The 19,752-nt window shown below is 64.0% G+C and carries 21 protein-coding genes; 6 read left to right on the top strand and 15 right to left on the bottom strand.

What is annotated here, in order from left to right; all coding sequences use genetic code 11:
• Nucleotides 1-51: 51 nt before the first annotated feature.
• The gene (gene aroC / locus AC3EML_RS12860; RefSeq protein ID WP_352521283.1) at nt 52-1,167 is read right to left on the bottom strand and encodes a chorismate synthase; all 1,116 of its coding nucleotides are present in this window, start codon (nt 1,165-1,167) and stop codon (nt 52-54) included.
• Nucleotides 1,168-1,350: 183 nt separating this feature from the next.
• On the opposite strand from aroC, the gene AC3EML_RS12855 reads away from it, so the two are divergent.
• Complete coding sequence (locus AC3EML_RS12855; RefSeq protein WP_023685405.1) at nt 1,351-1,605, top strand: DUF1344 domain-containing protein; 255 nt, start codon at nt 1,351-1,353, stop codon at nt 1,603-1,605.
• Between the two features lie 84 nt (nt 1,606-1,689).
• On the opposite strand, the gene AC3EML_RS12850 is transcribed toward AC3EML_RS12855, so the two are convergent.
• From AC3EML_RS12850 to mddA, 3 genes are all read right to left on the bottom strand, one after another.
• Complete coding sequence (locus tag AC3EML_RS12850) at nt 1,690-2,277, bottom strand: histidine phosphatase family protein (RefSeq protein WP_352521282.1); 588 nt, start codon at nt 2,275-2,277, stop codon at nt 1,690-1,692.
• 46 nt (nt 2,278-2,323) lie between these two features.
• Nucleotides 2,324-3,145: an enoyl-ACP reductase FabI gene (fabI, locus tag AC3EML_RS12845; protein WP_023727494.1), complete on the bottom strand. Its 822-nt coding sequence runs from the start codon at nt 3,143-3,145 to the stop codon at nt 2,324-2,326.
• A gap of 224 nt (nt 3,146-3,369) precedes the next feature.
• A complete protein-coding gene (gene mddA / locus AC3EML_RS12840; protein WP_023723279.1) occupies nt 3,370-4,104 on the bottom strand; it encodes a methanethiol S-methyltransferase in 735 nt (244 codons plus the stop codon).
• A 186-nt stretch (nt 4,105-4,290) separates the two neighbouring features.
• On the opposite strand from mddA, the gene AC3EML_RS12835 reads away from it, so the two are divergent.
• Nucleotides 4,291-4,926 (top strand): TetR/AcrR family transcriptional regulator, encoded by a 636-nt coding sequence (locus AC3EML_RS12835; protein WP_023692089.1) that lies wholly within the window; start codon nt 4,291-4,293, stop codon nt 4,924-4,926.
• Between the two features lie 19 nt (nt 4,927-4,945).
• Here AC3EML_RS12835 and AC3EML_RS12830 read toward each other — a convergent pair whose 3' ends face one another.
• Together AC3EML_RS12830 and AC3EML_RS12825 are read right to left on the bottom strand one after the other, a co-directional pair.
• Entirely contained in the window at nt 4,946-5,875 is a 930-nt protein-coding gene (locus tag AC3EML_RS12830; protein WP_352521281.1) for a DnaJ C-terminal domain-containing protein, read from the bottom strand.
• A 124-nt stretch (nt 5,876-5,999) separates the two neighbouring features.
• Nucleotides 6,000-6,461 (bottom strand): RT0821/Lpp0805 family surface protein, encoded by a 462-nt coding sequence (locus tag AC3EML_RS12825; protein ID WP_023687129.1) that lies wholly within the window; start codon nt 6,459-6,461, stop codon nt 6,000-6,002.
• Nucleotides 6,462-6,489: 28 nt separating this feature from the next.
• On the opposite strand from AC3EML_RS12825, the gene pdxH reads away from it, so the two are divergent.
• The gene (pdxH, locus tag AC3EML_RS12820; protein WP_081725434.1) at nt 6,490-7,119 is read left to right on the top strand and encodes a pyridoxamine 5'-phosphate oxidase; all 630 of its coding nucleotides are present in this window, start codon (nt 6,490-6,492) and stop codon (nt 7,117-7,119) included.
• A 22-nt stretch (nt 7,120-7,141) separates the two neighbouring features.
• Here the strand turns inward: pdxH and AC3EML_RS12815 are convergent, their stop codons facing one another.
• The 6 genes from AC3EML_RS12815 to AC3EML_RS12790 form a co-directional block, all read right to left on the bottom strand.
• Nucleotides 7,142-7,705, bottom strand: coding sequence for a hypothetical protein (locus tag AC3EML_RS12815; RefSeq protein ID WP_352512909.1), 564 nt, complete (start codon nt 7,703-7,705; stop codon nt 7,142-7,144).
• Entirely contained in the window at nt 7,702-8,298 is a 597-nt protein-coding gene (locus AC3EML_RS12810) for a hypothetical protein (protein WP_023685398.1), read from the bottom strand. Before AC3EML_RS12810 ends, AC3EML_RS12815 begins: the two co-directional genes overlap by 4 nt.
• On the bottom strand, nt 8,295-8,879 hold the full coding sequence (locus AC3EML_RS12805) for a hypothetical protein (RefSeq protein WP_023702034.1): 585 nt from the start codon (nt 8,877-8,879) through the stop codon (nt 8,295-8,297). The genes AC3EML_RS12810 and AC3EML_RS12805 overlap by 4 nt, the downstream gene beginning before the upstream one ends.
• A complete protein-coding gene (locus tag AC3EML_RS12800; protein WP_352521280.1) occupies nt 8,872-10,209 on the bottom strand; it encodes a hypothetical protein in 1,338 nt (445 codons plus the stop codon). Before AC3EML_RS12800 ends, AC3EML_RS12805 begins: the two co-directional genes overlap by 8 nt.
• Nucleotides 10,210-10,407: 198 nt before the next feature.
• Nucleotides 10,408-11,160 carry a crotonase/enoyl-CoA hydratase family protein gene (locus AC3EML_RS12795; protein ID WP_352521279.1) on the bottom strand — a complete coding sequence of 251 codons (753 nt, stop codon included), beginning with the start codon at nt 11,158-11,160 and terminating at the stop codon, nt 10,408-10,410.
• Between the two features lie 31 nt (nt 11,161-11,191).
• On the bottom strand, nt 11,192-12,961 hold the full coding sequence (locus tag AC3EML_RS12790) for an acyl-CoA dehydrogenase family protein (protein WP_023752611.1): 1,770 nt from the start codon (nt 12,959-12,961) through the stop codon (nt 11,192-11,194).
• 448 nt (nt 12,962-13,409) lie between these two features.
• Between AC3EML_RS12790 and AC3EML_RS12785 the strand changes: the two genes are divergently transcribed.
• Nucleotides 13,410-14,522 (top strand): glycoside hydrolase family 25 protein, encoded by a 1,113-nt coding sequence (locus AC3EML_RS12785; RefSeq protein ID WP_023723281.1) that lies wholly within the window; start codon nt 13,410-13,412, stop codon nt 14,520-14,522.
• 3 nt (nt 14,523-14,525) lie between these two features.
• Here the strand turns inward: AC3EML_RS12785 and purD are convergent, their stop codons facing one another.
• Together purD and AC3EML_RS12775 are read right to left on the bottom strand one after the other, a co-directional pair.
• Nucleotides 14,526-15,812, bottom strand: a complete 1,287-nt coding sequence (purD, locus tag AC3EML_RS12780; protein ID WP_352521278.1) for a phosphoribosylamine--glycine ligase — start codon at nt 15,810-15,812, stop codon at nt 14,526-14,528.
• 133 nt (nt 15,813-15,945) lie between these two features.
• On the bottom strand, nt 15,946-16,740 hold the full coding sequence (locus tag AC3EML_RS12775; protein ID WP_023706642.1) for a phytanoyl-CoA dioxygenase family protein: 795 nt from the start codon (nt 16,738-16,740) through the stop codon (nt 15,946-15,948).
• Nucleotides 16,741-16,831: 91 nt separating this feature from the next.
• On the opposite strand from AC3EML_RS12775, the gene AC3EML_RS12770 reads away from it, so the two are divergent.
• Together AC3EML_RS12770 and ubiA are read left to right on the top strand one after the other, a co-directional pair.
• On the top strand, nt 16,832-17,743 hold the full coding sequence (locus tag AC3EML_RS12770; RefSeq protein WP_023687123.1) for a LysR family transcriptional regulator: 912 nt from the start codon (nt 16,832-16,834) through the stop codon (nt 17,741-17,743).
• A gap of 51 nt (nt 17,744-17,794) precedes the next feature.
• Nucleotides 17,795-18,778, top strand: a complete 984-nt coding sequence (ubiA, locus tag AC3EML_RS12765; protein WP_023687122.1) for a 4-hydroxybenzoate octaprenyltransferase — start codon at nt 17,795-17,797, stop codon at nt 18,776-18,778.
• A gap of 262 nt (nt 18,779-19,040) precedes the next feature.
• On the opposite strand, the gene AC3EML_RS12760 is transcribed toward ubiA, so the two are convergent.
• Nucleotides 19,041-19,607: a DUF6101 family protein gene (locus tag AC3EML_RS12760; RefSeq protein WP_023668457.1), complete on the bottom strand. Its 567-nt coding sequence runs from the start codon at nt 19,605-19,607 to the stop codon at nt 19,041-19,043.
• Between the last annotated feature and the right edge of the window lie 145 nt (nt 19,608-19,752).

Here is a 19,752-nt window from a genome sequence, read left to right as displayed (position 1 = left end):
TAGGGGTTGGGCAGTAGGAGTTAGGGAAGGAAGTACGGGCTGGCTTATTGCCTAATCCCTACTGCCTAATCCCCGGCCTGTCTGTCCCCGGTGCCGCAGATAATGGTCGGCGATGGCGCAGGCAACCATGGCTTCGCCGATCGGCACGGCGCGGATGCCGACGCAGGGGTCGTGGCGGCCCTTGGTCATGACGTCGACGTCGTTGCCGTCCTTGTCGATGGATTTTCGCGGCGTCAGGATCGACGAGGTCGGCTTGACGGCGAAGCGGGCGACGATCGCCTGGCCGGTCGAGATGCCGCCCAGAATGCCGCCGGCATTGTTGGACAGGAAGACCGGCTTGCCGTCATTGCCGATGCGCATCTCGTCGGCATTCTGTTCGCCGGTGATGCGCGCGGCTTCGAAACCGTTGCCGATCTCGACGCCCTTGACGGCGTTGATCGACATCAGGCCGGACGCGATGTCCTGGTCGAGCTTGGCATAGATCGGCGCGCCAAGGCCGGCTGGCACGCCGTCGGCGATGATTTCAATAACCGCGCCCACCGAGGAGCCGGATTTGCGGATGCCGTCGAGATAGCTGGTGAAGACCGGAACGGAGGCCGGATCGGGGGTGAAGAACGGGTTTTCGGCGTCACCGATGAAATTCCAGTTCCAGTTGGCGCGGTCGATCGATTTTTCGCCCATCGAGACCAGCGCGCCGCGCACCACCATTCCGGGCACCACCTTACGGGCGAGCGCGCCGGCGGCTACGCGCGCGGCCGTCTCGCGGGCCGAGGAACGGCCGCCGCCGCGATGGTCGCGCACGCCGTATTTGACGTCATAGGTGTAGTCGGCGTGGCCGGGACGGTACTGGCGGGCAATCTCGCCATAGTCCTTGGAGCGCTGGTCGACATTCTCGATCAGCATCGAGACGGGCGTGCCGGTGGTGATCATCGTCTCGCCGTCCTCGTCGAGGATGAAGCCGGATAGCACGTTCACCTCGTCCGGTTCGCGGCGCTGGGTCACAAAACGCGACTGGCCGGGACGGCGCTTGTCGAGTTCGGCCTGTATCTCTTGCCGCGTGAAGCGGATGCCGGGCGGGCAGCCGTCGACCACGCAGCCGAGCGACGGGCCATGGCTTTCGCCCCAGGTGGTGACGCGGAAGAGATGGCCGAACGTGTTGTGAGACATGAATTTTAGCCCTGCCCGGCAGCGGACCGGATCAAAGGTGCGTTCTATTGGCGTTTTCCACAGCGGTCAAACTGTGATCCGGCCGTTTTAGTTTTGACACATTCGGTTGGTTTCTGCTCTCTTCCATCCGCCCGTTGAAAGCTCGCCGCCATCCGTGCAGGCGCAATGACAAAGAGGACGACGATGCGTACCCTGATTGGCGCTGCTGCCGCCATGTTGCTGATTTCCACCGCCGCCTATGCCGGCCAGACCGAAGGCCTGATCAAGAAGGTCGACAAGGACGCGCTGACGCTGACGCTGGAGGACGGTAAGTCCTTCAAGCTCAACGCCGAGACCGATCTCGATTCGCTGAAACCGGGCATGGATATCGTCATTGCCTATGACGTGACGAATGGCGAGAACGTCGTCACCGACATGGAACTGCCCGACACCGAGTAACACCGACATCGCACAGGCCCTTGCCGCTCGGCGGAGCCCTGCCCGGATAAACAGGACGGTCGTCCTGTTTTTATCTGCTCGAACCTAAAGCCAATCCAGACGCCCGTCCTGCAGCCTGAGCACCCGGTCCTGCCGCACTTCCAGGTTTGCCGCTTCGTGTTCGGAAACACCCTTGACCATCCTGAACAGGGTCCGCACGACGCCACCATGCGTGACGCAGACCGTCTGGCGGTCGAGCGCGTCGAACCACGGCTTCACCCGTTCGAGCAGCATCTGGTAGCTTTCGGCGCCCTCGCCCGGCGGCTGGAAATTCCATTTGTTGCGCCGTCGCGCCTTCGCCGAGCCCGGCATTCGCGCATCGAGTTCGGCATAGGTAAAGCCCTGCCAGTCGCCAAAGTGCACCTCGACCAGACGCGGGTCGATGCGGTAGGCATCGGGATCGAGCTGCATCGCCAAGCGTAGCCGCTGCATCGTCTCGCGCGTCCGCTTCATCGGGCTGGCGACAAAGTCGAAATCCTGAGGGTTCTGGATCAGTTCGGCCAGCCGCCGTCCATTGCGGGTCGCCTGCTCGCGGCCGAGCGCGTTGAGATCGGTGTCGGCCTGGCCCTGCAGCCGCGACTCGGCATTCCACTGCGTCTGGCCATGGCGCACGATGTAGACGAGCGGAACCATCAGGTCTTCCGGAAATCAGGACAGGCGGGCGGAAACCGCGGCAGAACTATTCCTTGACGGTCGAAATATCCGGCGCGTCGACCGCCTTCATGCCGACGACGTGATAGCCGGAATCGACATGGTGCACCTCGCCGGTGACGCCACGCGACAGGTCCGACAGGAAATAGACGGCGGAATCGCCGACTTCTTCCTGGGTGACGGTCTGCTTCAGCGGCGAATTGTATTCGTTCCACTTGAGGATGTAGCGGAAGTCGCCGATGCCCGAAGCAGCCAAGGTCTTGATCGGCCCGGCCGAGATGGCGTTGACGCGGATCTTCTTGCCGCCGAGGTCGACGGCGAGATAGCGCACGCTGGCTTCGAGCGCGGCCTTGGCGACACCCATGACGTTGTAATGCGGCATGACCTTTTCGGCGCCGTAATATGTCAGCGTCAGCAGCGAGCCGCCGTCGGTCATCAGCGCTTCGGCGCGCTTGGCGATGGTGGTGAAGGAATAGACCGAAATGTCCATGGTGCGCAGGAAATTGTCGCGCGTCGTCTCGACATAGCGTCCGGTCAGCTCGTCCTTGTCGGAAAAGGCGATGGCATGGACGAGGAAGTCGAGCTTGCCGCCCCAATGCTTGGCGACATTGGCAAACACCTCGTCGAGGCTCGCCGGATCAGTGACATCGCAATGACCGGCGACAAAGGCGCCCAATTCCGCAGCCAGCGGCTCGACGCGCTTCTTGAACGCCTCGCCCTGATAGGTCAGCGCGATCTCGGCGCCATGGTCGACGCAGGCCTTGGCGATGCCGTAGGCAATCGATCTGTTGTTGGCGACGCCCAGTATAAGGCCGCGCTTGCCGGCCATAAGGCCCTGTCCACCCGCCATGTCAGCGCTCTCCGAAAGATTTTCTGCTTTGGAGTGCCTATCGCACAGGCAGAAAGGCGCATCAAGCGCAGACGGGGCGCGCGTTCAATTCAGACACTCGGCGTGACAACGAATGGGGGATAATAACGTTGTTGTGAGATTTGAACGCCTCACTGCGGCCAGCGCGCCTTGATGGCCCAGGCCCGGCCGACCAGCCGAATCGGCTGGTCGGCAACGCATCGGCCCTATCCAGCCATTTTGCGCCAGGGAATGAGCATTCCCACCTGCTTGCGGTAGAGGCGGTACTGATCGCCAAACATCGCGACGAGATCGCGTTCCTCGAGGAAGATGCCGAGCAGGATGTAGCCGGTGCTGCCCGCCGCGAACAGAAGATGGCCCCATGTCATCGACGGCGTCGCCCAGAAGGCCAGGAGAAAGCCGACATAGAGCGGGTGCCGGACCCATTTGTAGAACAGCGGCGTCCTGAACACGGGCGGCGCCGGTTCGCTCTTGCGCAAAGCGGCGAGAACCTGGCGCAGGCCGAACAGTTCGAAATGGTTGATCAGAAAGGTGCTGGTCAACAATACCGCCCAGCCGAGCCAGAACACGCCATGGATGACGGCGACCCAGACCGGGTTCTCGACCGTCCAGACGAGACCGGGAATCGGCCGCCATTGCCAGTAGAGCAGCAGCAGGATGAGGCTGGCCAAAAGCACATAGGTGCTGCGTTCGGCCGCGTGCGGGACAATCCGTGTCCACCAGCGCTTGAAAACCGGCCGCGCCATGATGCTGTGCTGGGCGGCGAAAAGGCCGAGCAGCAGTGCATTGCCGATGACGGCTTCGACCGGACTTCCAGCGACTCCGGAATCGATCGATTTCGGCACAACCATGTTGCCGACGAAACCGACCGCATAGAGAAACGAACCGAGAAAAATCAGGTATGCGGCAACGCCGTAGATAAGGGTGATTACGCCCGCCATGAGTGCCCTCCATGCAAGCATCAGGATTCGGTCGGTCGACCGAATTCAGCGTCAAAAACCATAAATTTTCTAGCGAGTCAACTTGATCGGTCGCTCGACCGAGATAGAGTGGAGGGACGTCCAGCCCCGGACAGGAGAAGCTATGATCCGCCCAGATTGCACCGCTAACAGCGGCAGCCACGCCGCATGACGGACGCTGCCGAAGCCGTTACCCCGCCACAGAACAAGCAAAAGCGCGACACGCGCGCCGAACTGATTTCGGCCGCCGAGTTATGCCTCCATCGAGGCGGTTATGCCGATCTGTCGACGCGCCGCGTTGCCGAGATCGCCGGCGTTCCGCTCAGCCAGATCCATTACCATTTCGGCTCCAAGGAACGGCTGTTCCTGGCCCTGCTCGACCATCTGAACGAGGGCCTGCTGAAGCGCCAGGCGGAGACTTTTGCGGCACCTATGCCGCTGTGGCAACGCTGGGAGCGCGCTTGCGATTTCCTCGACGATGATCTGGCGTCCGGCTATGTCCGGATCCTGCACGAGATGATCGCGGCAAGCCTGTCGAGCCCCGAGATCGCCAAGGCGGTGCGCCGCGACCTGCGCGGCTGGTTCGAACTGCTGGACGGACTGGCGCAAGAGGCGGAGCGGCGGTTCGGCGGCCTCGGGCCATTCTCCGCCGCCGAAGTGACCAGCCTGGTCAGCGCCGCATTCCTCGGCAGCGAGACGATGATCCTGCTTGAGATCGAGAGCCCGCATGTCCCGGTGCGGCAGGCGTTGCGCCGCTTCGGCGAAACCATCCGGCGGATGGAGGAAGCAGCGCCCGGCAGCTAGGCAGCCAAGTCGGGCCGCGTCAGCCTTTGCGGCTGCGCATCAGCGCTTCGAGTTCGCTGTCGCCGCCTTCCGGCAGCATGATGCGGACATGGGCGTAGAGATCGCCATGGCCACCCGCTTTTTCCGGCAAGCCCCTGCCCTTCAGGCGCAGCACCTTATCGGAGCTCGACCAGGCCGGAATGTTGACCGCCAGCCTGCCGGTCGGCGTGTCGACCGGCACCTTGGCGCCCAGCACCGCGTCGGCCAACGCTACCTCCAGATCGGCATGCAGGTCACGGCCCTCGATGCGGTAGCGCGGGTGCCTGCGGATACGGATCTTGACCAGCGCATCGCCCGGCTGTCCCGGCCCCTGCTCGCCCTGGCCCTTCAGCCGGATGGTCTGTCCGTCCTCGACATAGACCGGCAGCTTGACCGCAATCTTGCGGCCGTCGGGGAACATCGCCGTCACCTTTTCTGCGGTCGCTATCTCCTCGATGGTGACGTCGAGCGTGACGTTGAGATCGGCGGCGGTCGCCTGCTGGCGGCGGTCGCCTGTTCCGGCGCCACGCGCGCCGGAAAAGGCGTCGTTGAAGATCTGGCTGAAAATGTCGCTGTTGCCGTCGAACGGATCGCCGCCCGGACGCCCCGATCGGAATTCGAAGCGCGAGCCGCCGGCGCCCTGCTGGCGGCGGAAGCCACCGAACGGATCGCCGCCGCCGGCTGCGCCCTCGAAGCCCTGGAATTTCGGCTTGCCGTCGGCGTCGATCTCGCCGCGGTCGAAGGCCGCACGGTTCTTCTCGTCGCCGACGACCTCATAGGCCTGATTGGCGGCGGCAAAACGGTCCTTGGCCTTGGGATCATTCGGATTCTGGTCCGGATGATACTTCTTGGCGAGCTTGCGGTAAGCCGATTTTATGTCCTTGGCCGATGCGTTCTTGGCAACGCCCAGCACCTCATAGGGGTCGCGCATGCGTCCTGCCCTGGAAAATGAGTTAAATCCACGTTGGCCCTTATATGCGCTCCCATAGGAAGAAATTCCAGTGGCGCGCAGGCTTATCGAGGGTTGAAATTGCGATGCCCGCAAACCTCGAAAATCAGAGCGGTTTGAAGTCCTGCATGTGCCAGCCGCCGGCCGCGGCGATGCACAATTGCCCCTTGAACAAAGCGACGCCGTCGAAGCTTTCGCGCGAGGCGGTAAAGCTGCGGCAGGCCTGGCCGTTGTCCTGCACTTCGGCGAGTTCGGTGATGGAGCCCCGCGAGCCGGTGTCGGCATTCGCCCACGGCACGGCCTGGCCGCGAAGCTCCTCGATGTCGGCCGAAGACACCGCATTGCCGATCGTGGTCTGGTCGGAAGCGCTGTCGGCGTCCGTCGATGTCACCCTCGCCGGCGCGCTTGAGGTGACGATGGAACGATCGACCTCGGCCTTTTCCAGGCTGAAGCCGCCGGCGCCGCAGGCGGCAAGCGGCAGTGCGATAATCACGATCACGGCTTTCGAACTGGCCGAAGCGATAACGCTCCATTGCCCGCTGTCAAAAGCTTGCGCGATACGCGACAATCGGCAACCTCCTGAAGCTCGAGACAATTTGAGAAAAACTATGAGTGACACTGAGTTAACAAGTAGTGACTTTACCGAAGCCGCCGAGCCGTTCCGGCTCTTTGCTGAGTGGCTGGAGGACGCCAAGAAAAGCGAAATCAACGACGCCAACGGCGTAGCACTTGCAACCGTCGATGCCGACGGCATGCCGGATGTGCGGATGGTGCTGCTCAAGGGTTTCGATGAAAGCGGCTTTGTCTTCTACACGAATTTCGAGAGCGCCAAGGGCCGCGAGATTCTTGGCAGCATGAAGGCGGCGATGTGCTTCCACTGGAAATCGCTGCGCCGCCAGGTGCGCATACGCGGTCCGGTGGAGATCGTCAGCGACGCTGAAGCCGACGCCTATTACGCGACGCGGCCGCGCGGCAGCCGGATCGGCGCATGGGCTTCGAAACAGTCGCGGCCGCTGGAAAGCCGCTTTGCCCTGGAGAAGGCGGTGGCCGAATACACGGCGCGCTACCCTATCGGCGAAATCCCGCGGCCAAAGCACTGGTCGGGCTTCCGCATCGTGCCGCAGGCGATCGAGTTCTGGCACGACCGGCCATTCCGGCTGCACGATCGGCTGGTCTTTTCGCGCAACGCCGAAGGCGGCTGGGACAAGACACGGCTTTATCCCTGAGGATCGCCGGGGCCGCCGGAGATCAGTCCTTCTCCATCTGGAACAGCAGGAAATGCGGCCGTTCGCTGGCAACGCCGACCGCTGGTCGTATAGTCCTGGTGACGTCCTTCGGCACCAGGAATGTCTCGCGCAGCTTGATCGTGTCCCCGGCCTTGGCGCCCGAAAACATCGCGGAAATGCAGGTCTGAACATTGTCCGGCGCGTTCAGCCTTACCGCCGATGTCGGCGACCAGCGCCTTCCCTCGGCATCGATCAGCATCACCTTGCAGCCAAGCCAGAGGTTCTGCAGGTCGGGATCGCCGATGGTCACCGCGAAATCCGCGAGCACCGGTACGGAATCGGGCGGCAGGTTCTTCATTCCGAAGGCGCCGCGCAGATCGGTCAGCTTCCACTCGCTGCCGCCGAAATGCGCGCTCTGGCCCCAGGCCACGCGGCGCTCGAACAGATCGTTGTCGCCGAGCAGCGCCTTGACGCTGTCATAGGCCTGCACCGCCAGGGTCAGGGGAACGAGCACAAGCAGCGCCCAAAGGCTGCGGCGGCGCCATTTTTTCTCCGTCAGCCCTCTATCCTCAATCAGCGCCGTCATTTCGGTTGCCCATCGATCGGCTGCGCCAGATCGAGCGTGCCGACGGTGCCGGCAGGCAGGCCGTCGGAACCGGCTGCGACCGGTCCGATCGAAATCTCGGCCTGCGAATCGAGCGCCGCCATCAGCTTGCTTGAAATCAGCACCGTCGCGTTGCCGGCCTCCTCTGGCCTCACCTCGAAGACCAGCCTCGCCTTCCGCGGCAGGCCGGGGTCGACAGCTACCGGGAGAATGCCTTTGTTGATGAACGACAGCCGCTCGGTGTGGTCGTAGGTCAAGCCCGTTGGTCCGCGCCATGAGGCGACCGCGACGATCGTGGACGCAGCCTTGGCCGCGAACTCGACGGTCACCACCGCCCACACGCCGCCAGTGGTCAGCACCTTGGTCTCGCCGAACCGGTCGGCCTTGAGCTTGCGCGCAAACTCCAGCTTTTCCGCGCGCACCTCGAAGCTGCGGCCGACGATTGTCTCTCCAACATTGCCCCGTACCGGGATCGGGCCAATCAGGTCGGCATAGTGCGGCTTCGAAACCTGCAAGCCGTAGCAGAGCGCTACGGCGGCGAGCAGCAGGACGAGATTGGCCAGTCTGCGCATCATGGCTGGCCTCCAGCATCGGGCGCGACAGGAATGGTCAGCGTGCCGACCGGGCTCGGATTGAACCAGCCGGGCAGGCCGTAGAGGTTGTCGCGCTGTTTGTAGATTTTGCGGATGACTGTCAGGTCGAGGCTGGCTGGAGCGGCAGCACCTTCCGGCAGCTCCCAGATATAGGCCATGCGCTCCGGCATATCCGGGTGCAGTTCCGGCGACAGCGTCTCGTCGCGCGTCAGCACGATGTACGGTTTTGTCGCCGGGTCGACAGCCGGCTGGCTTGCCTGGAAGAGTTCGAAATAATCCTTCGTCGACTGGGCCGTGCGGTTGGTCATGTCGACCTCGAAGACCAGCGCTTTGGTCCCGGGCTTGCGCAACGTGCCATAGACATATTTCTGGGCGCTGACATAGGCCTTCGCCGGCCGCAGCAGCCATTGCCCGGTTTCGATCGGGCCGGCTGGAGCCAGAACCGGCACCTGCGCATGCCTTTCCCCGAAGGCGCCCAGCACGCCGGCAACGGCAATCGCCGCCGCCGTGCCGATGCCGGCGGCAATCCACGCTTTCAGCCGCGATCGGGCGGTTTCAAGCATTCTGCGCCTCGCCTTCCGGACCGGCCGGACCAGCCGGCTGCGCAGCCTCGCTGGCCCGGCGCTTGGGCAGCGCAAATGCCGTTTCGAGGATCGCCGCAAGGAAGCAGATGCGCAACGGCTCGACCAGAATACCGGTCGATGAGTCCTGGAAGGCACTGCCGAACAGCAGCGACACGCCCTCGGACAGCACCTGCCAGATGTCGAGATCGTGCGGGCCGGCGATGCGCGTCGCGCCGAGCCACGCCCAGGCGGCCAGCCAGTCGATGAGACGATAGCCGACGATCAGCGTGAGCATGAGCACGACACCCGAGCTCAGCGTGATGCGCACGCCATTGGCGATCGGCAGATAGCGCGAGCGATAGCCGGAGATGAAGTGTTCGACGAAGTCGCGCATGAATTTCGGGATGCTTCGATAGCGGGCGCCGAGGCGCTCGACCCGGTCGTGCACGCGCAGCAGTTCCTTGTCGTCGCGTACATCATAGCCGTAGATCAACGCCGTCATGACCAGCCAGATCACCGGCAGCAGCATGTAGAAGAACAGCGCGATGAGTTTTGTTGTCGTATCGATCGAGGTGACTTCCACCGGAACCATCGGCTCGGCAAAGGCGGTGGAAACAGGATTGGCCACGCCGTCGGCTGCAGCTTGCAGGACGGAAAAAATGTTGCGGCTCATGATCCAGCCGACGATGTCGTCCTTCCAGCGCGAGATGACGTACAGACCGACGAAGATCCAGTTGGTCTCGCAGATCACGACCACGATTTGCCAGAAGGACTTTGCGCCGCCGCGCTTCTGCATCGCCTGGGCAAAACGCCTGACCAGCCAGGAGATGACGACGGAAAATATGAGCCAGCGCGAATCCAGCACATCGAGCACATTACCCGAGCCTTCGCCGAACGGCGCCATGTCGAGGGTGACGCGCGAATATTGCCGCACCGTGTCGCCGAGAAAACCCCAGGCGGCGTAGTAGGCGAAGAAGGGCAGGAGCGCGACAGTGACCATGTGCGTCAGCCTTGCGGCGCTGCTGCTCGGTTCTTCGCCAGATGTTTTATCGGAGGCTTTGTCCCGCGCGCCCTGTTGCGCCGCGCGGATCGCCGGCAGGCCGGGAAGCAGGGTCTGGAACATGGCGACGGTGACGATGAGCTGCGTCAAGGCGACGAGCGTCAGCAGCGCCAAGCCCGCCATATGGTTGAGGAAGGCGGCGCGCGCGGCGATCTGCATGAACAGGTCGCCGCCCAAAATGCCCAACAGCACCATGGCGATCAGCTGCGGCCAGAAGCGCCACCAGAGCCTGAACGTCAGGCCGAGCGGCCTTGCAAAATCGGCAAGCATGTCCCGGCGTTCAACCCGTCAACGGGCGCCGGCTTCGATGCTGTGCGCATCGATGACAACTTCTCGGGTCATGTCCTCTCCACCTGGCCGCCAGGATCGAGCGAGAAATAGTGCAGGCCGAAGCGCTTTGACAACCCTTGAGCGGTTTTCCCCTGACGCCTACCGCCACCGCCAAGGTCGGATACAGCTTGGCGTGACCTATGCCTTCTTGCGCGTCATGAAGGCCGTCAACGCGGCGCGCGCTTCGTCGGACTTCAGCCGCTCGGAGAAACGCTCGCTCTCCACCTTGATGCGGGCGACAAGCTCGTCGCGCGGGGCGCGCATCAGGTCACGAGCGATCTTCAGCGCCTGCGGCGGCTTGGCGGCGATCGCGCCGGCCGCGGCGAGTACCGCGGCTTCTAGCCCGTCCTCCTCGACCACCTCATAGATCAGGCCGGCGGCCTTGGCGCGTTCGGCGGAAAAACCTTCGCCGAGTCCAAGCAGCGCAAAGGCGCCCTGCCTGCCGAGGATGAGCGGCGCCAGCAGGCTGGAGCCCGCCTCCGGCACCAGGCCGAGGTCGACGAAGGGTGTGCGGAACACCGTGCGCGGCGTGGCGAAAGTCAGGTCGCAATGCAAATTGAGCGTGGTGCCGATGCCGACCGCAATGCCGTCGACGCCGGAGACCATCGGCTTCTCCGTTTTGGCCAGCGCCATCAGGAAGTCCCAGACCTCGTTGCCGCCCTCACCGCCGGTGGCGATGACCAGGAAATCGGCGAGATCGTTGCCGGAAGAGAAGGCGCCAGGCACACCGAGGAAGACATGGACGCGAACCGCCGGGTCGGCATCGCCATCGGCCAGCGCCTTGGACATTGTCGCGTACATGGCGCGCGTCAGTGCGTTCTTCTTGTCGGGACGGTTCATGCGGATGATCTGGATGGCGCCCTGGCGCTCGACGAGAATATGGTCTGTCACGGTCATTCTTCCCTGGTGAGCGCTCTGGTATTCAGGCCGTTATCAGCGCCTTGCCGGCGGTAGCGAGGCTCTCGGCGCCATCGATGACGCGTTCCTTCAAGGCGCTGACTTCGCCGAGCAGGTTTTCGGCGAAAAAGCGGCAAAGGGCGATGCGGCTCTGCTGGGCAAGTCCGCCACGCGCCAGATAAGCGCCGCCGGCAGCAAGCGAGATCAGCCTGAGATAGGGGGTCGCACCGGCTTGCGCTTCGTCCAGACGGCCGTCGGCCAGCAGCTTCTGCAGGAAGCGCGTCGCCTCGGTGAGATCGTCGAACGCCTGGTCAAGCGCTTCGGCGGTGCGGCCGAAGCCCTGCAGGTTCGAGGTCCGCACCTCGTCGGCGATGGCCTTCAGTTCGGCGATATAGCCATGCACATGCTCGCCGCCGCCAAGCGGCAATTTGCGGGCTACAAGGTCGATCGCCTGGATGCCGTTGGTGCCTTCATAGATCGGCGCAATGCGGGAGTCGCGATAGAGCGCGGCCGCGCCCGTCTCCTCGATGAAGCCCATACCGCCGTGGACCTGGACGCCGAGCGATGCGACATCGACGCCGATATCGGTGGAAAAGGCCTTGGCCAGCGGCGTCAGCAGATTGGCGCGATCGCGCCAATGCGCGGCCTCCTCGCCTGTCGACACACGCGCAAAGTCGATGGCATAGGCGCAGGAATACGAGATGGCGCGGGCGATCTGGGTCAAAGCCTTCATGGTCAAGAGATTGCGCTGCACGTCGGGGTGATGGACGATCGGCGCCATCCCGGCGCCTGAAAAGTCCGATGCCTTGCCCTGGCGGCGCTCATTGGCATAGGCGATCGCCTTCTGCGTCGCGGCTTCGGCCACTGCCACGCCCTGCATGCCGACGCAAAGCCTCGCGTTGTTCATCATGGTGAACATGCAGGCGAGCCCCTTGTTCTCCTCGCCGATCAGCCAACCGACGGCGCCGGGCGCAGCACCCTGGAACCCGTCGCCATAGATCATGGTGCAAGTCGGCGAGGCATGGATGCCGAGCTTGTGCTCGAGGCCGGAACAGAAGACGTCGTTGCGGGCACCGAGCGAGCCGTCATCATTGACCAGGAATTTCGGCACCAAAAACAGCGAGATGCCGCGCGTGCCGGCCGGTGCGTCGGGCAGCCGCGCCAGCACCAGATGGATGATGTTGTCGGTGAAATCATGCTCGCCATAGGTGATGAAGATCTTCTGGCCGAAGATGCGGTAGGTGCCGTCGCCGGCAGGCTCGGCGCGACTGCGCAAGGCGGCGAGATCGGAACCGGCCTGCGGCTCGGTCAGGTTCATCGTCCCCATCCACTCGCCGGAGACGAGCTTTGCCAGATACTTTGCCTTCAGCGCTTCGGAGGCATGCTTGTCCAGCGCCTCGACGGCGCCCATGGTCAGCGTCGGGCCGATGCCGAAGGCCATGGCGGCGGAGTTCCACATTTCGAGCGCGGCAACGCCGAGCATGGTCGGCAGGCCCTGGCCACCGAATTCTTCCGGTCCGGACAGCGCGTTCCAGCCACCGCCGATCCAGCTGCGGTAAAGCGCCCTCCAGCCGGGCGGCATGGTCACGGCTGCATCCTTCAGCACCGCGCCGTGCTCGTCGCCGATCTTGTAGAGCGGCGCCACTTCCTCGCTGGCGAAGCGGCCGGCCTCGGCCAGGATGGCGTCGACAAGGTCTTCGCCGAGGTCGCCGAACGCGCCGCTGTCGAGCGCCGGTTTGAGCCCGGCGACATGCTTGAGCGTGAACGAAATGTCGTCGACCGGGGCCTTGTACATGCCGCTTTCTCCTCCGCTGCTCCGACTGCTCGATCCTAGGACCCGGGCCGATGCAAAACCATCCGCCTCTGGGCGGCCTCCGACCTTCTTTTTACGTAAACGTCAAACTTTGTCACGCGGATTTTCATCGAACTTCGTCGTCCACAGGTGGAGCGGGAGCGTAGCGGATGCCGAGTACCATGTCGCGACCTCGCGCCAGGGGCGCAACGGTGCAGAATTCCGCGCCGTGGCAACGCTTCGAAGTCGCGGAATGCATACTATGGTCCGCGCCGCGTCGCTTCGCTCCTTGCTTCGCCATAGAATGACGAAATCGCGAGAGCGACAGGACTCCTGCCCGAAAGCACTTCCTTAACCATACCGGTCCACCATCGGTGTTTGGTCAGCGGGGATCCCCTGTTTGAAAACGCCGGCGCATCTTCTTCGCCGCTCAGCGATCGCTCTCGCGGCGATGATGGCGCTGACGTCAGCGGCTACAGCCTCGGACTTTTCCGAGCCTTGGCGGGATGGCGACCGCGCGCTGGTGGTCGACGCCTATGAATACAATTCCATCGACTGGGCGCAGCTTGCCACCGACAAGCGCATTGTCGGCTTCATCAACAAGGCCTCCGACGGGCTGCCGCCGCCCTATTTCTGCTACGGCGACGAGCCTACGGTCAAACTCTGCAAGACATTGTGGAAACGCTTTGCGGTGACGCGCGAGCTGTTTCAGACGCGCAAGGTGGTGGCCAAGGCGCTCGGCCTGAAATGGGGCGCCTATCATCTTGCCCGCCCCGGCAATCCGCTCGAGCAGGCCAACAGTTTCATCGATTTCGCCGAGCCAGCCCCTGACGATCTGCTCGCCCTCGATCTCGAAGGCAACGACCCCTCGCAATGGATGTCGCTCGAGGATGCCGAGGAATTCGTGCGCCAGGTGCACCGGCGGCTCGGCCGTTTCCCGATCCTCTACACCAACGGCAAGACCGCCCAGTACATCGCCGACAACCGCTACCAATACCGTCTGCTGTCGCGGCTGCCGCTCTGGTATGCGCGCTACAAGCCCGACATCGACGTGCATTTTCCGATGGGCAACTGGCAGGGCTATGCGCTGTGGCAGTTCTCGGCGCAGGCCAATTGCGGGCGCCTGCGCTGCCCCTACCGCGTCGCCGGCACGCCCAACGACATCGACGTCAACGTCGCGCCGATGGACGCGGCGGCACTGCGCCAGCAATGGCCCTTCGGCGGCCTGATCGACGTGCCGCCCGACTACCTCGCCTCGATACCGGTGCCGGTGTCGCGCGCGGCCGGGCTCGCCGGCAAAGTCACCATCACATACGCCGATGTGGCGACGCCACCGACGGTCGAGGAAATGGTGGCGGTGCTCGGCGCGCGCTGGCAGACATTCCGCGCCGCCTTCCGCATGCCGGTGGTCAAGACGGTGCCGCGCCGCGCGCGCTTCGGTATTGCCGAGTATGTCGCCTGGAAGCGGACCACGTATCGTTCGGAGGCTCTGCTCGAGGCCGCCTTCTCGCAGGCCGCCGACCCGGTCAGCACCGCTTCGACGGAACTGGTTCGCGAGCGCTGAGGCTTATGTGGCGGCGCTGGCCTTTTCCCGCGCCACCGCCTGCCAGCCTATGTCGCGGCGGCAGAAGCCTTGCGGCCAGTCGATACGGTCGAGCGCGGCGTAAGCGCGGCTTTGCGCTTCGCCCACCGTCTTGCCTGATGCCGTGACGTTGAGCACGCGGCCGCCATTGGCGACCAGCGCGCCGCCATTGATGGCAGTGCCGGCATGGAAAATCTCAACGCCTTCGCCAGCGGCTCCGTCGAGAGCCCGAATGACCGAGCCTTTTTCCGGCGTCCCGGGATAGCCCTGTGCCGCCATCACCACGGTCAGCGCGGCATCGTCGCGCCAGCGGATCGAACTGTGCGCCAACTGGCCGTCGACGGCGGCGTTGAGCAGCACCAGCAGATCGTCCTTCAGCCGCATCATCAGCACCTGACACTCGGGATCGCCGAAGCGGGTATTGTATTCGATCAGCTTCGGCCCCTTGTCGGTGATCATCAGCCCGGCAAACAGAATACCGGCGAACGGCGCGCCAAGCTCGGCCATGCCGCGCATGGTCGGCTCGACGATCTCGCGCATGGTGCGCTCGACAATTTCGGGGCTCATCACCGGCGCCGGCGAATAGGCGCCCATGCCGCCGGTGTTGGGGCCGGTATCGCCATCGCCGACGCGCTTGTGGTCCTGCGCGGTGCCAAAGGGAAGTGCGGTCGTGCCGTCGCACAGGCAGAAGAAACTCGCCTCCTCGCCGGTCATGAATTCCTCGACCACGACCTCAGCGCCGGCGTCACCGAATGCGCCGTCGAAACAAGCATCGAGGGCGGCGCGCGCCTCGTCCAGCGTCATGGCGATGGTGACGCCCTTGCCGGCAGCGAGCCCATCGGCCTTGATGACGATCGGCGCTCCCATCTTTTCGACGTAGGCCTTTGCCGCGGTCAGATCGGTGAAGCGGCCATAGGCAGCGGTCGGGATATCGTATTTGGCGCAGAGGTCCTTGGTAAAACCTTTCGAGCCTTCGAGCCTTGCGGCGCGCTTCGACGGTCCGAAGACGCGGATGCCTTCGCCGCGCAGGTCATCGGCAATGCCGGCGACCAGCGGGCCTTCCGGCCCGACGACGACGAGGTCGATCGCGTTGTCCTTGCAGAAGCTGGCAACAGCGGCATGGTCGGCGATGTCGAGCTTGACCAGTTCGGCCTCGTGGGCGATGCCCGGATTGCCGGGCGCGGCATAGAGCCTGGTCAAAAGCGGCGAGGCCGCGATCTTCCAGGCCAGGGCATGTTCGCGGCCGCCGGAGCCGATCAACAAAACGCGCATGCCGATGTCCCTTGTCATTTCACGACAGGGACTGCGCTATTGCCCCGGGCGGCGCGGGTCAAGAGTTTTACCTTGCGCCATACCGGTTGCGCACGGGAACGTCGCGCCGAGAGCACGGCGTCCCCGGCCGGTATCAGCTCTGGAAGACGACCGGGAACCAGTCCTCGCGCAGTTTCTGGCCGGGCTTCATGTCATGGCCGGGATAGGGCGGCGAGGTACGGCCGGGGCGCTCGACATAGCGCGCATCGTCGCCGACCCAGCGCAGCGACAGCGCCCGGCGACGCGCCGCGGTCGGATTGCCGCGCGCACCATGCGCGGTGCGGAAGTCGAACAGGATGGCGTCGCCCGGCTCCATCTCCCATTCGAGCACCTTCAGCGACGGGTCCTTGTCTGGATCCGGCACGGGCAGATAATCGCCCTCGCCGGCATAGAAATTGCTGTCATCGAGCCAGCGCACCGGCAGGATCATCTTGTCCCATTTGTGCGAGCCGGCGATCAGCCGCAGCGTCGCTTCCTTGACCGGATCGATCGGAATCCAGAAGCTGACGGTCTGGGTGCCATCGACGAAGTAATACGGGATGTCCTGGTGCCAAGGCGTCGGCTTTTGCGTGCCCGGTTCCTTGACCAGCACATGGTCGTGGAAGAACTGGGCGCTGCGCGACTGCATCGCCGCTGCCGCGAGTTCCGCGGCCGGGGAATTGCGCACCACGTCGACGAATTCGGGAATGCGCTCCCAATTGCAGTAATCGTCGAAGAAGCTGCCCTTGCCGTTGGCGATGTCCGAGGCCGTGGCGCTGCGGTTTTGCATGTTGCGCTCGATGCCGGCGGCGATGGTGCCGACCCAGTCCTTGAAGGCGCCGCGTATGCAGACCGCGCCGTCGCGCTGGTAGTCGGCAATCGCTGCGGCATCAATATGTCTGGCGGCCATCTCATGTCTTCCCTGTTTCGATGACCGACTATCGCAGCCGCCGCACATCGCGTAAAATAATAACTTCTCATCTCCCTTATAGCTTTACTCTATGAACCTGACCCTCACCCAGTTGCGCTACCTCGTCACTGTTGCCCGTCACGGCAGCGTCACCGTGGCCGCCCGGATGCTGAACGTCTCGCAGCCCTCGATCTCGGTGGCGATCGACAATGTCGAAGCGACGCTCGGCCAGAAACTGTTCGTGCGCCAGCGCGGCAGCGGCATCGCGCTGACCTCGTTCGGCCGCAGCGCGGTGGCGAAGGCAAAGCAGGTGCTGGCCGAAGCGGACGAACTGGTTGGGCTCGGGACGCGCGACGCCGATGTCGGGGGCGAACTTGTGCTCGGCTGTTTCGAGGATCTGGCGCCCTATTTCGCGCCGGCGCTGATCCGCGCTTTTTCGCAACGCTGCCCGGCGGTCACCGTGGTGGTCCGCGACGAGACCTTCGAGACGCTCGGCCGGCGGCTCGGCGATGCGGCAATCGATCTCGGCCTGACCTACGATCTCGGCCTGCCCTCGCACTTCGCCCGCATCCTGCTGCATGAGCTGCGGCCACACGCGCTTCTGCCGCAAGGCCACGCGCTGGCCAGCCAGGCCAGTGTCAGCCTGGCGGAGCTGGCGACCCATCCCTTGATCACCACCGACCAGCCGCACAGCTGGCAGCATATGCTGGACCTGTTCCTCAGCCGCGGCCTGTCGCCGGTCTCGCAATCGACGGCGAGTTCGTTCGAACTGCAGCGCAGCATGGTCGCCAACGGCTTCGGCGTCGCGGTGAGCTACACCAGGCCTTATGGCGACAGGAGTTATGACGGGCTGCCGCTGGTCTGCAAGCCGCTGTCCGATCCGCTGCCGATGCAGCGCATCATCCTCACCCATGACACAAGGCAAAGGCTGTCGAAGGCGGCGCTGGCCTTCACGGAGGTGGCGAAGGAATGGTTTGCCAGCCACGATATTTTCACCGCCTAAGCGACAATGCGGCCGCTTGACGGCGCACGCCGCTGCTGCCACTCCAGCACGATGGAAACCATCCAGTCGAAAGCCGCACAGGGCCGCGTCGCCGACGCGCCGAGCGGCCATTGGGTCTACAAGATATTGCCGCGCTGGCTGTGGCCTTACGCGCAGCTTGCGCGCTGGGACCGGCCGATCGGCTGGCAATTGCTGCTGTGGCCCTGCTGGTGGTCGGCAGCGCTTGCGGCCAGCGCCTATCCCCGCCCGGCAGACCCGTTGCTCACATTGCTGCCGTCGCCGTGGTTCCTGTTCCTGTTCTTTGTCGGCGCCGTCGCCATGCGTGGCGCCGGCTGCACCTATAACGACATTGTCGACCAGGACATCGACAACAAGGTCGAGCGCACGCGCTCGCGGCCATTGCCGGCCGGCAAGGTGACGCGCCGCCAGGCCTGGATATTCCTGGTCATCCAGGCGTTGCTGGGCCTGGTCGTGCTGTTGCAGTTCAACGACTTCGCCATTCCGCTCGGCATCGTCTCGCTGGTCATCGTTGCCGTCTATCCCTTCATGAAGCGCTTCACCAACTGGCCGCAATTGGTGCTCGGGCTCGCCTTCTCCTGGGGTGCGTTAATGGGCTGGGCGGTCGAGTTCGGCGATCTCGATGGCCCGGCCATCATGCTCTATATCGGCTCGATCCTGTGGGTGATCGGCTACGACACTATCTACGCGCATCAGGACAAGGAAGACGACGCCATCGTCGGCGTGCGCTCGACGGCGCGGCTGTTCGGCGACAACACCAAGACCTGGCTGGTCGGGCTTTATGGCGGCACGCTGGTCTGCTTCGCCATCGCCTTCGCCTCGGCGCAGGCGCCGGTGGTGGCGCTGGCCGGGCTGATCGCCGCCGGCGCCCATATGGCGCGGCAGATAGCGGTTCTGGATATCGACGATCCCGATCAATGCCTGCGGCTGTTCAAATCCAACAACCAGGTCGGCTGGTTGATCTTCATCGGCCTGATCGGCGGTGCGCTGTGGGTGGCGCTAAAGCCGCTGGTTTAATCTCCTTCTCCCCGTCACTACACGGGGAGAAGGTGGCGGCAGCCGGATGAGGGGCAGCGCCAATCTTTGCAGTTGAGGTGAGATGCACAGCGGCGATATTGCGAGAAATGCCTCGGTCAGCGCCGCCCCTCATCGCCCTGCCGGGCGTTGGTCACTCGAAAAGCCAAGCAATTGGCTTTTCGTCCGCTACGCGGACCGCTCCTCAACCCTCGTATAGTGAGAAGAAGGCTGTCGTCGGCGGTTTCGCCAATCGCCGGTCAAGCTACTCTCTCGAAATAATCTCCTGGCCGTCGATCACCAGTCTCAGCCCGAGATTGCCGGCCCTGCGGCGGGCGAGGAAGCGCGGGCGGCGCGTGGTCGAGACCCGGCCCTTGCGGCGATCCTTTGCCGGCAGCGCCTTGATGGCGGCGCCGAGCGATTCCTCAAGCGTGCGGGCAATGCCGTCGGATTCGATCAGCAGCATCTGCAGCCGGTAAGCATCGGCCCAGGCGCGCCAGTCGGCGGCGACGTCGTCGAGATCGTCGGCCACCAGCAGCGGCACCGACAGCATCGGGTCGTTGTGCAGGAGTTCGAGGGTTACCGTGACATTGCCTTGCGCATCCTCCATCGCGCGGGCGGCGACGCCGCGAAACGCGTTGGCGGGCAGCGCGATGATCGCCGGCACGCCGCTCATCTCGAGCGTGCGGCGGATGACGGCGCCGCGCTGGTCGATGGTGAAGGTAACGTCGCCATAGTCGTCGCGCGTGGCATAGCTCACCACTTGCGGCAGGCGGAATGGGTCGAGGCGCATGTTGCGCCCGGCCCAGACGGGCTTCAATACACTGTTCATCTGCTGCCTTCCTGTGTTTCTCCTGAGAGCCGTTTTGCGGGTCTCTCCGGGCCGGTTTTCCCGGCCTCGTTGTGTGAAACATTAGCGCGAGCTTCTGCCGCCCGGCTTAAGAAAGTCAGTTAAATTTTGCTGATCTCAGGCGATG

The sequence above is a fragment of the Mesorhizobium sp. P170090 genome (assembly GCF_057786115.1).
The sequence above is the reverse complement of the archived record's forward strand: the minus strand, read 5'-3'. Positions and strand labels throughout refer to the sequence as shown.

What these genes read in the sequence shown, in the direction of transcription:
- AC3EML_RS12800 (WP_352521280.1), bottom strand. Translation starts at nt 10,209, where the DNA reads ATGCTTGCCGATTTTGCAAGGCCGCTCGGCCTGACGTTCAGGCTCTGG.
- AC3EML_RS12815 (WP_352512909.1), bottom strand. Translation starts at nt 7,705, where the DNA reads ATGACGGCGCTGATTGAGGATAGAGGGCTGACGGAGAAAAAATGGCGC.
- AC3EML_RS12810 (WP_023685398.1), bottom strand. Translation starts at nt 8,298, where the DNA reads ATGATGCGCAGACTGGCCAATCTCGTCCTGCTGCTCGCCGCCGTAGCG.
- AC3EML_RS12805 (WP_023702034.1), bottom strand. Translation starts at nt 8,879, where the DNA reads ATGCTTGAAACCGCCCGATCGCGGCTGAAAGCGTGGATTGCCGCCGGC.
- AC3EML_RS12785 (WP_023723281.1), top strand. Translation starts at nt 13,410, where the DNA reads ATGATGGCGCTGACGTCAGCGGCTACAGCCTCGGACTTTTCCGAGCCT.
- aroC (WP_352521283.1), bottom strand. Translation starts at nt 1,167, where the DNA reads ATGTCTCACAACACGTTCGGCCATCTCTTCCGCGTCACCACCTGGGGC.
- AC3EML_RS12760 (WP_023668457.1), bottom strand. Translation starts at nt 19,607, where the DNA reads ATGAACAGTGTATTGAAGCCCGTCTGGGCCGGGCGCAACATGCGCCTC.
- AC3EML_RS12850 (WP_352521282.1), bottom strand. Translation starts at nt 2,277, where the DNA reads ATGGTTCCGCTCGTCTACATCGTGCGCCATGGCCAGACGCAGTGGAAT.
- AC3EML_RS12835 (WP_023692089.1), top strand. Translation starts at nt 4,291, where the DNA reads ATGACGGACGCTGCCGAAGCCGTTACCCCGCCACAGAACAAGCAAAAG.
- AC3EML_RS12830 (WP_352521281.1), bottom strand. Translation starts at nt 5,875, where the DNA reads ATGCGCGACCCCTATGAGGTGCTGGGCGTTGCCAAGAACGCATCGGCC.
- AC3EML_RS12770 (WP_023687123.1), top strand. Translation starts at nt 16,832, where the DNA reads ATGAACCTGACCCTCACCCAGTTGCGCTACCTCGTCACTGTTGCCCGT.
- mddA (WP_023723279.1), bottom strand. Translation starts at nt 4,104, where the DNA reads ATGGCGGGCGTAATCACCCTTATCTACGGCGTTGCCGCATACCTGATT.
- AC3EML_RS12775 (WP_023706642.1), bottom strand. Translation starts at nt 16,740, where the DNA reads ATGGCCGCCAGACATATTGATGCCGCAGCGATTGCCGACTACCAGCGC.
- purD (WP_352521278.1), bottom strand. Translation starts at nt 15,812, where the DNA reads ATGCGCGTTTTGTTGATCGGCTCCGGCGGCCGCGAACATGCCCTGGCC.
- AC3EML_RS12790 (WP_023752611.1), bottom strand. Translation starts at nt 12,961, where the DNA reads ATGTACAAGGCCCCGGTCGACGACATTTCGTTCACGCTCAAGCATGTC.
- AC3EML_RS12855 (WP_023685405.1), top strand. Translation starts at nt 1,351, where the DNA reads ATGCGTACCCTGATTGGCGCTGCTGCCGCCATGTTGCTGATTTCCACC.
- fabI (WP_023727494.1), bottom strand. Translation starts at nt 3,145, where the DNA reads ATGGCGGGTGGACAGGGCCTTATGGCCGGCAAGCGCGGCCTTATACTG.
- ubiA (WP_023687122.1), top strand. Translation starts at nt 17,795, where the DNA reads ATGGAAACCATCCAGTCGAAAGCCGCACAGGGCCGCGTCGCCGACGCG.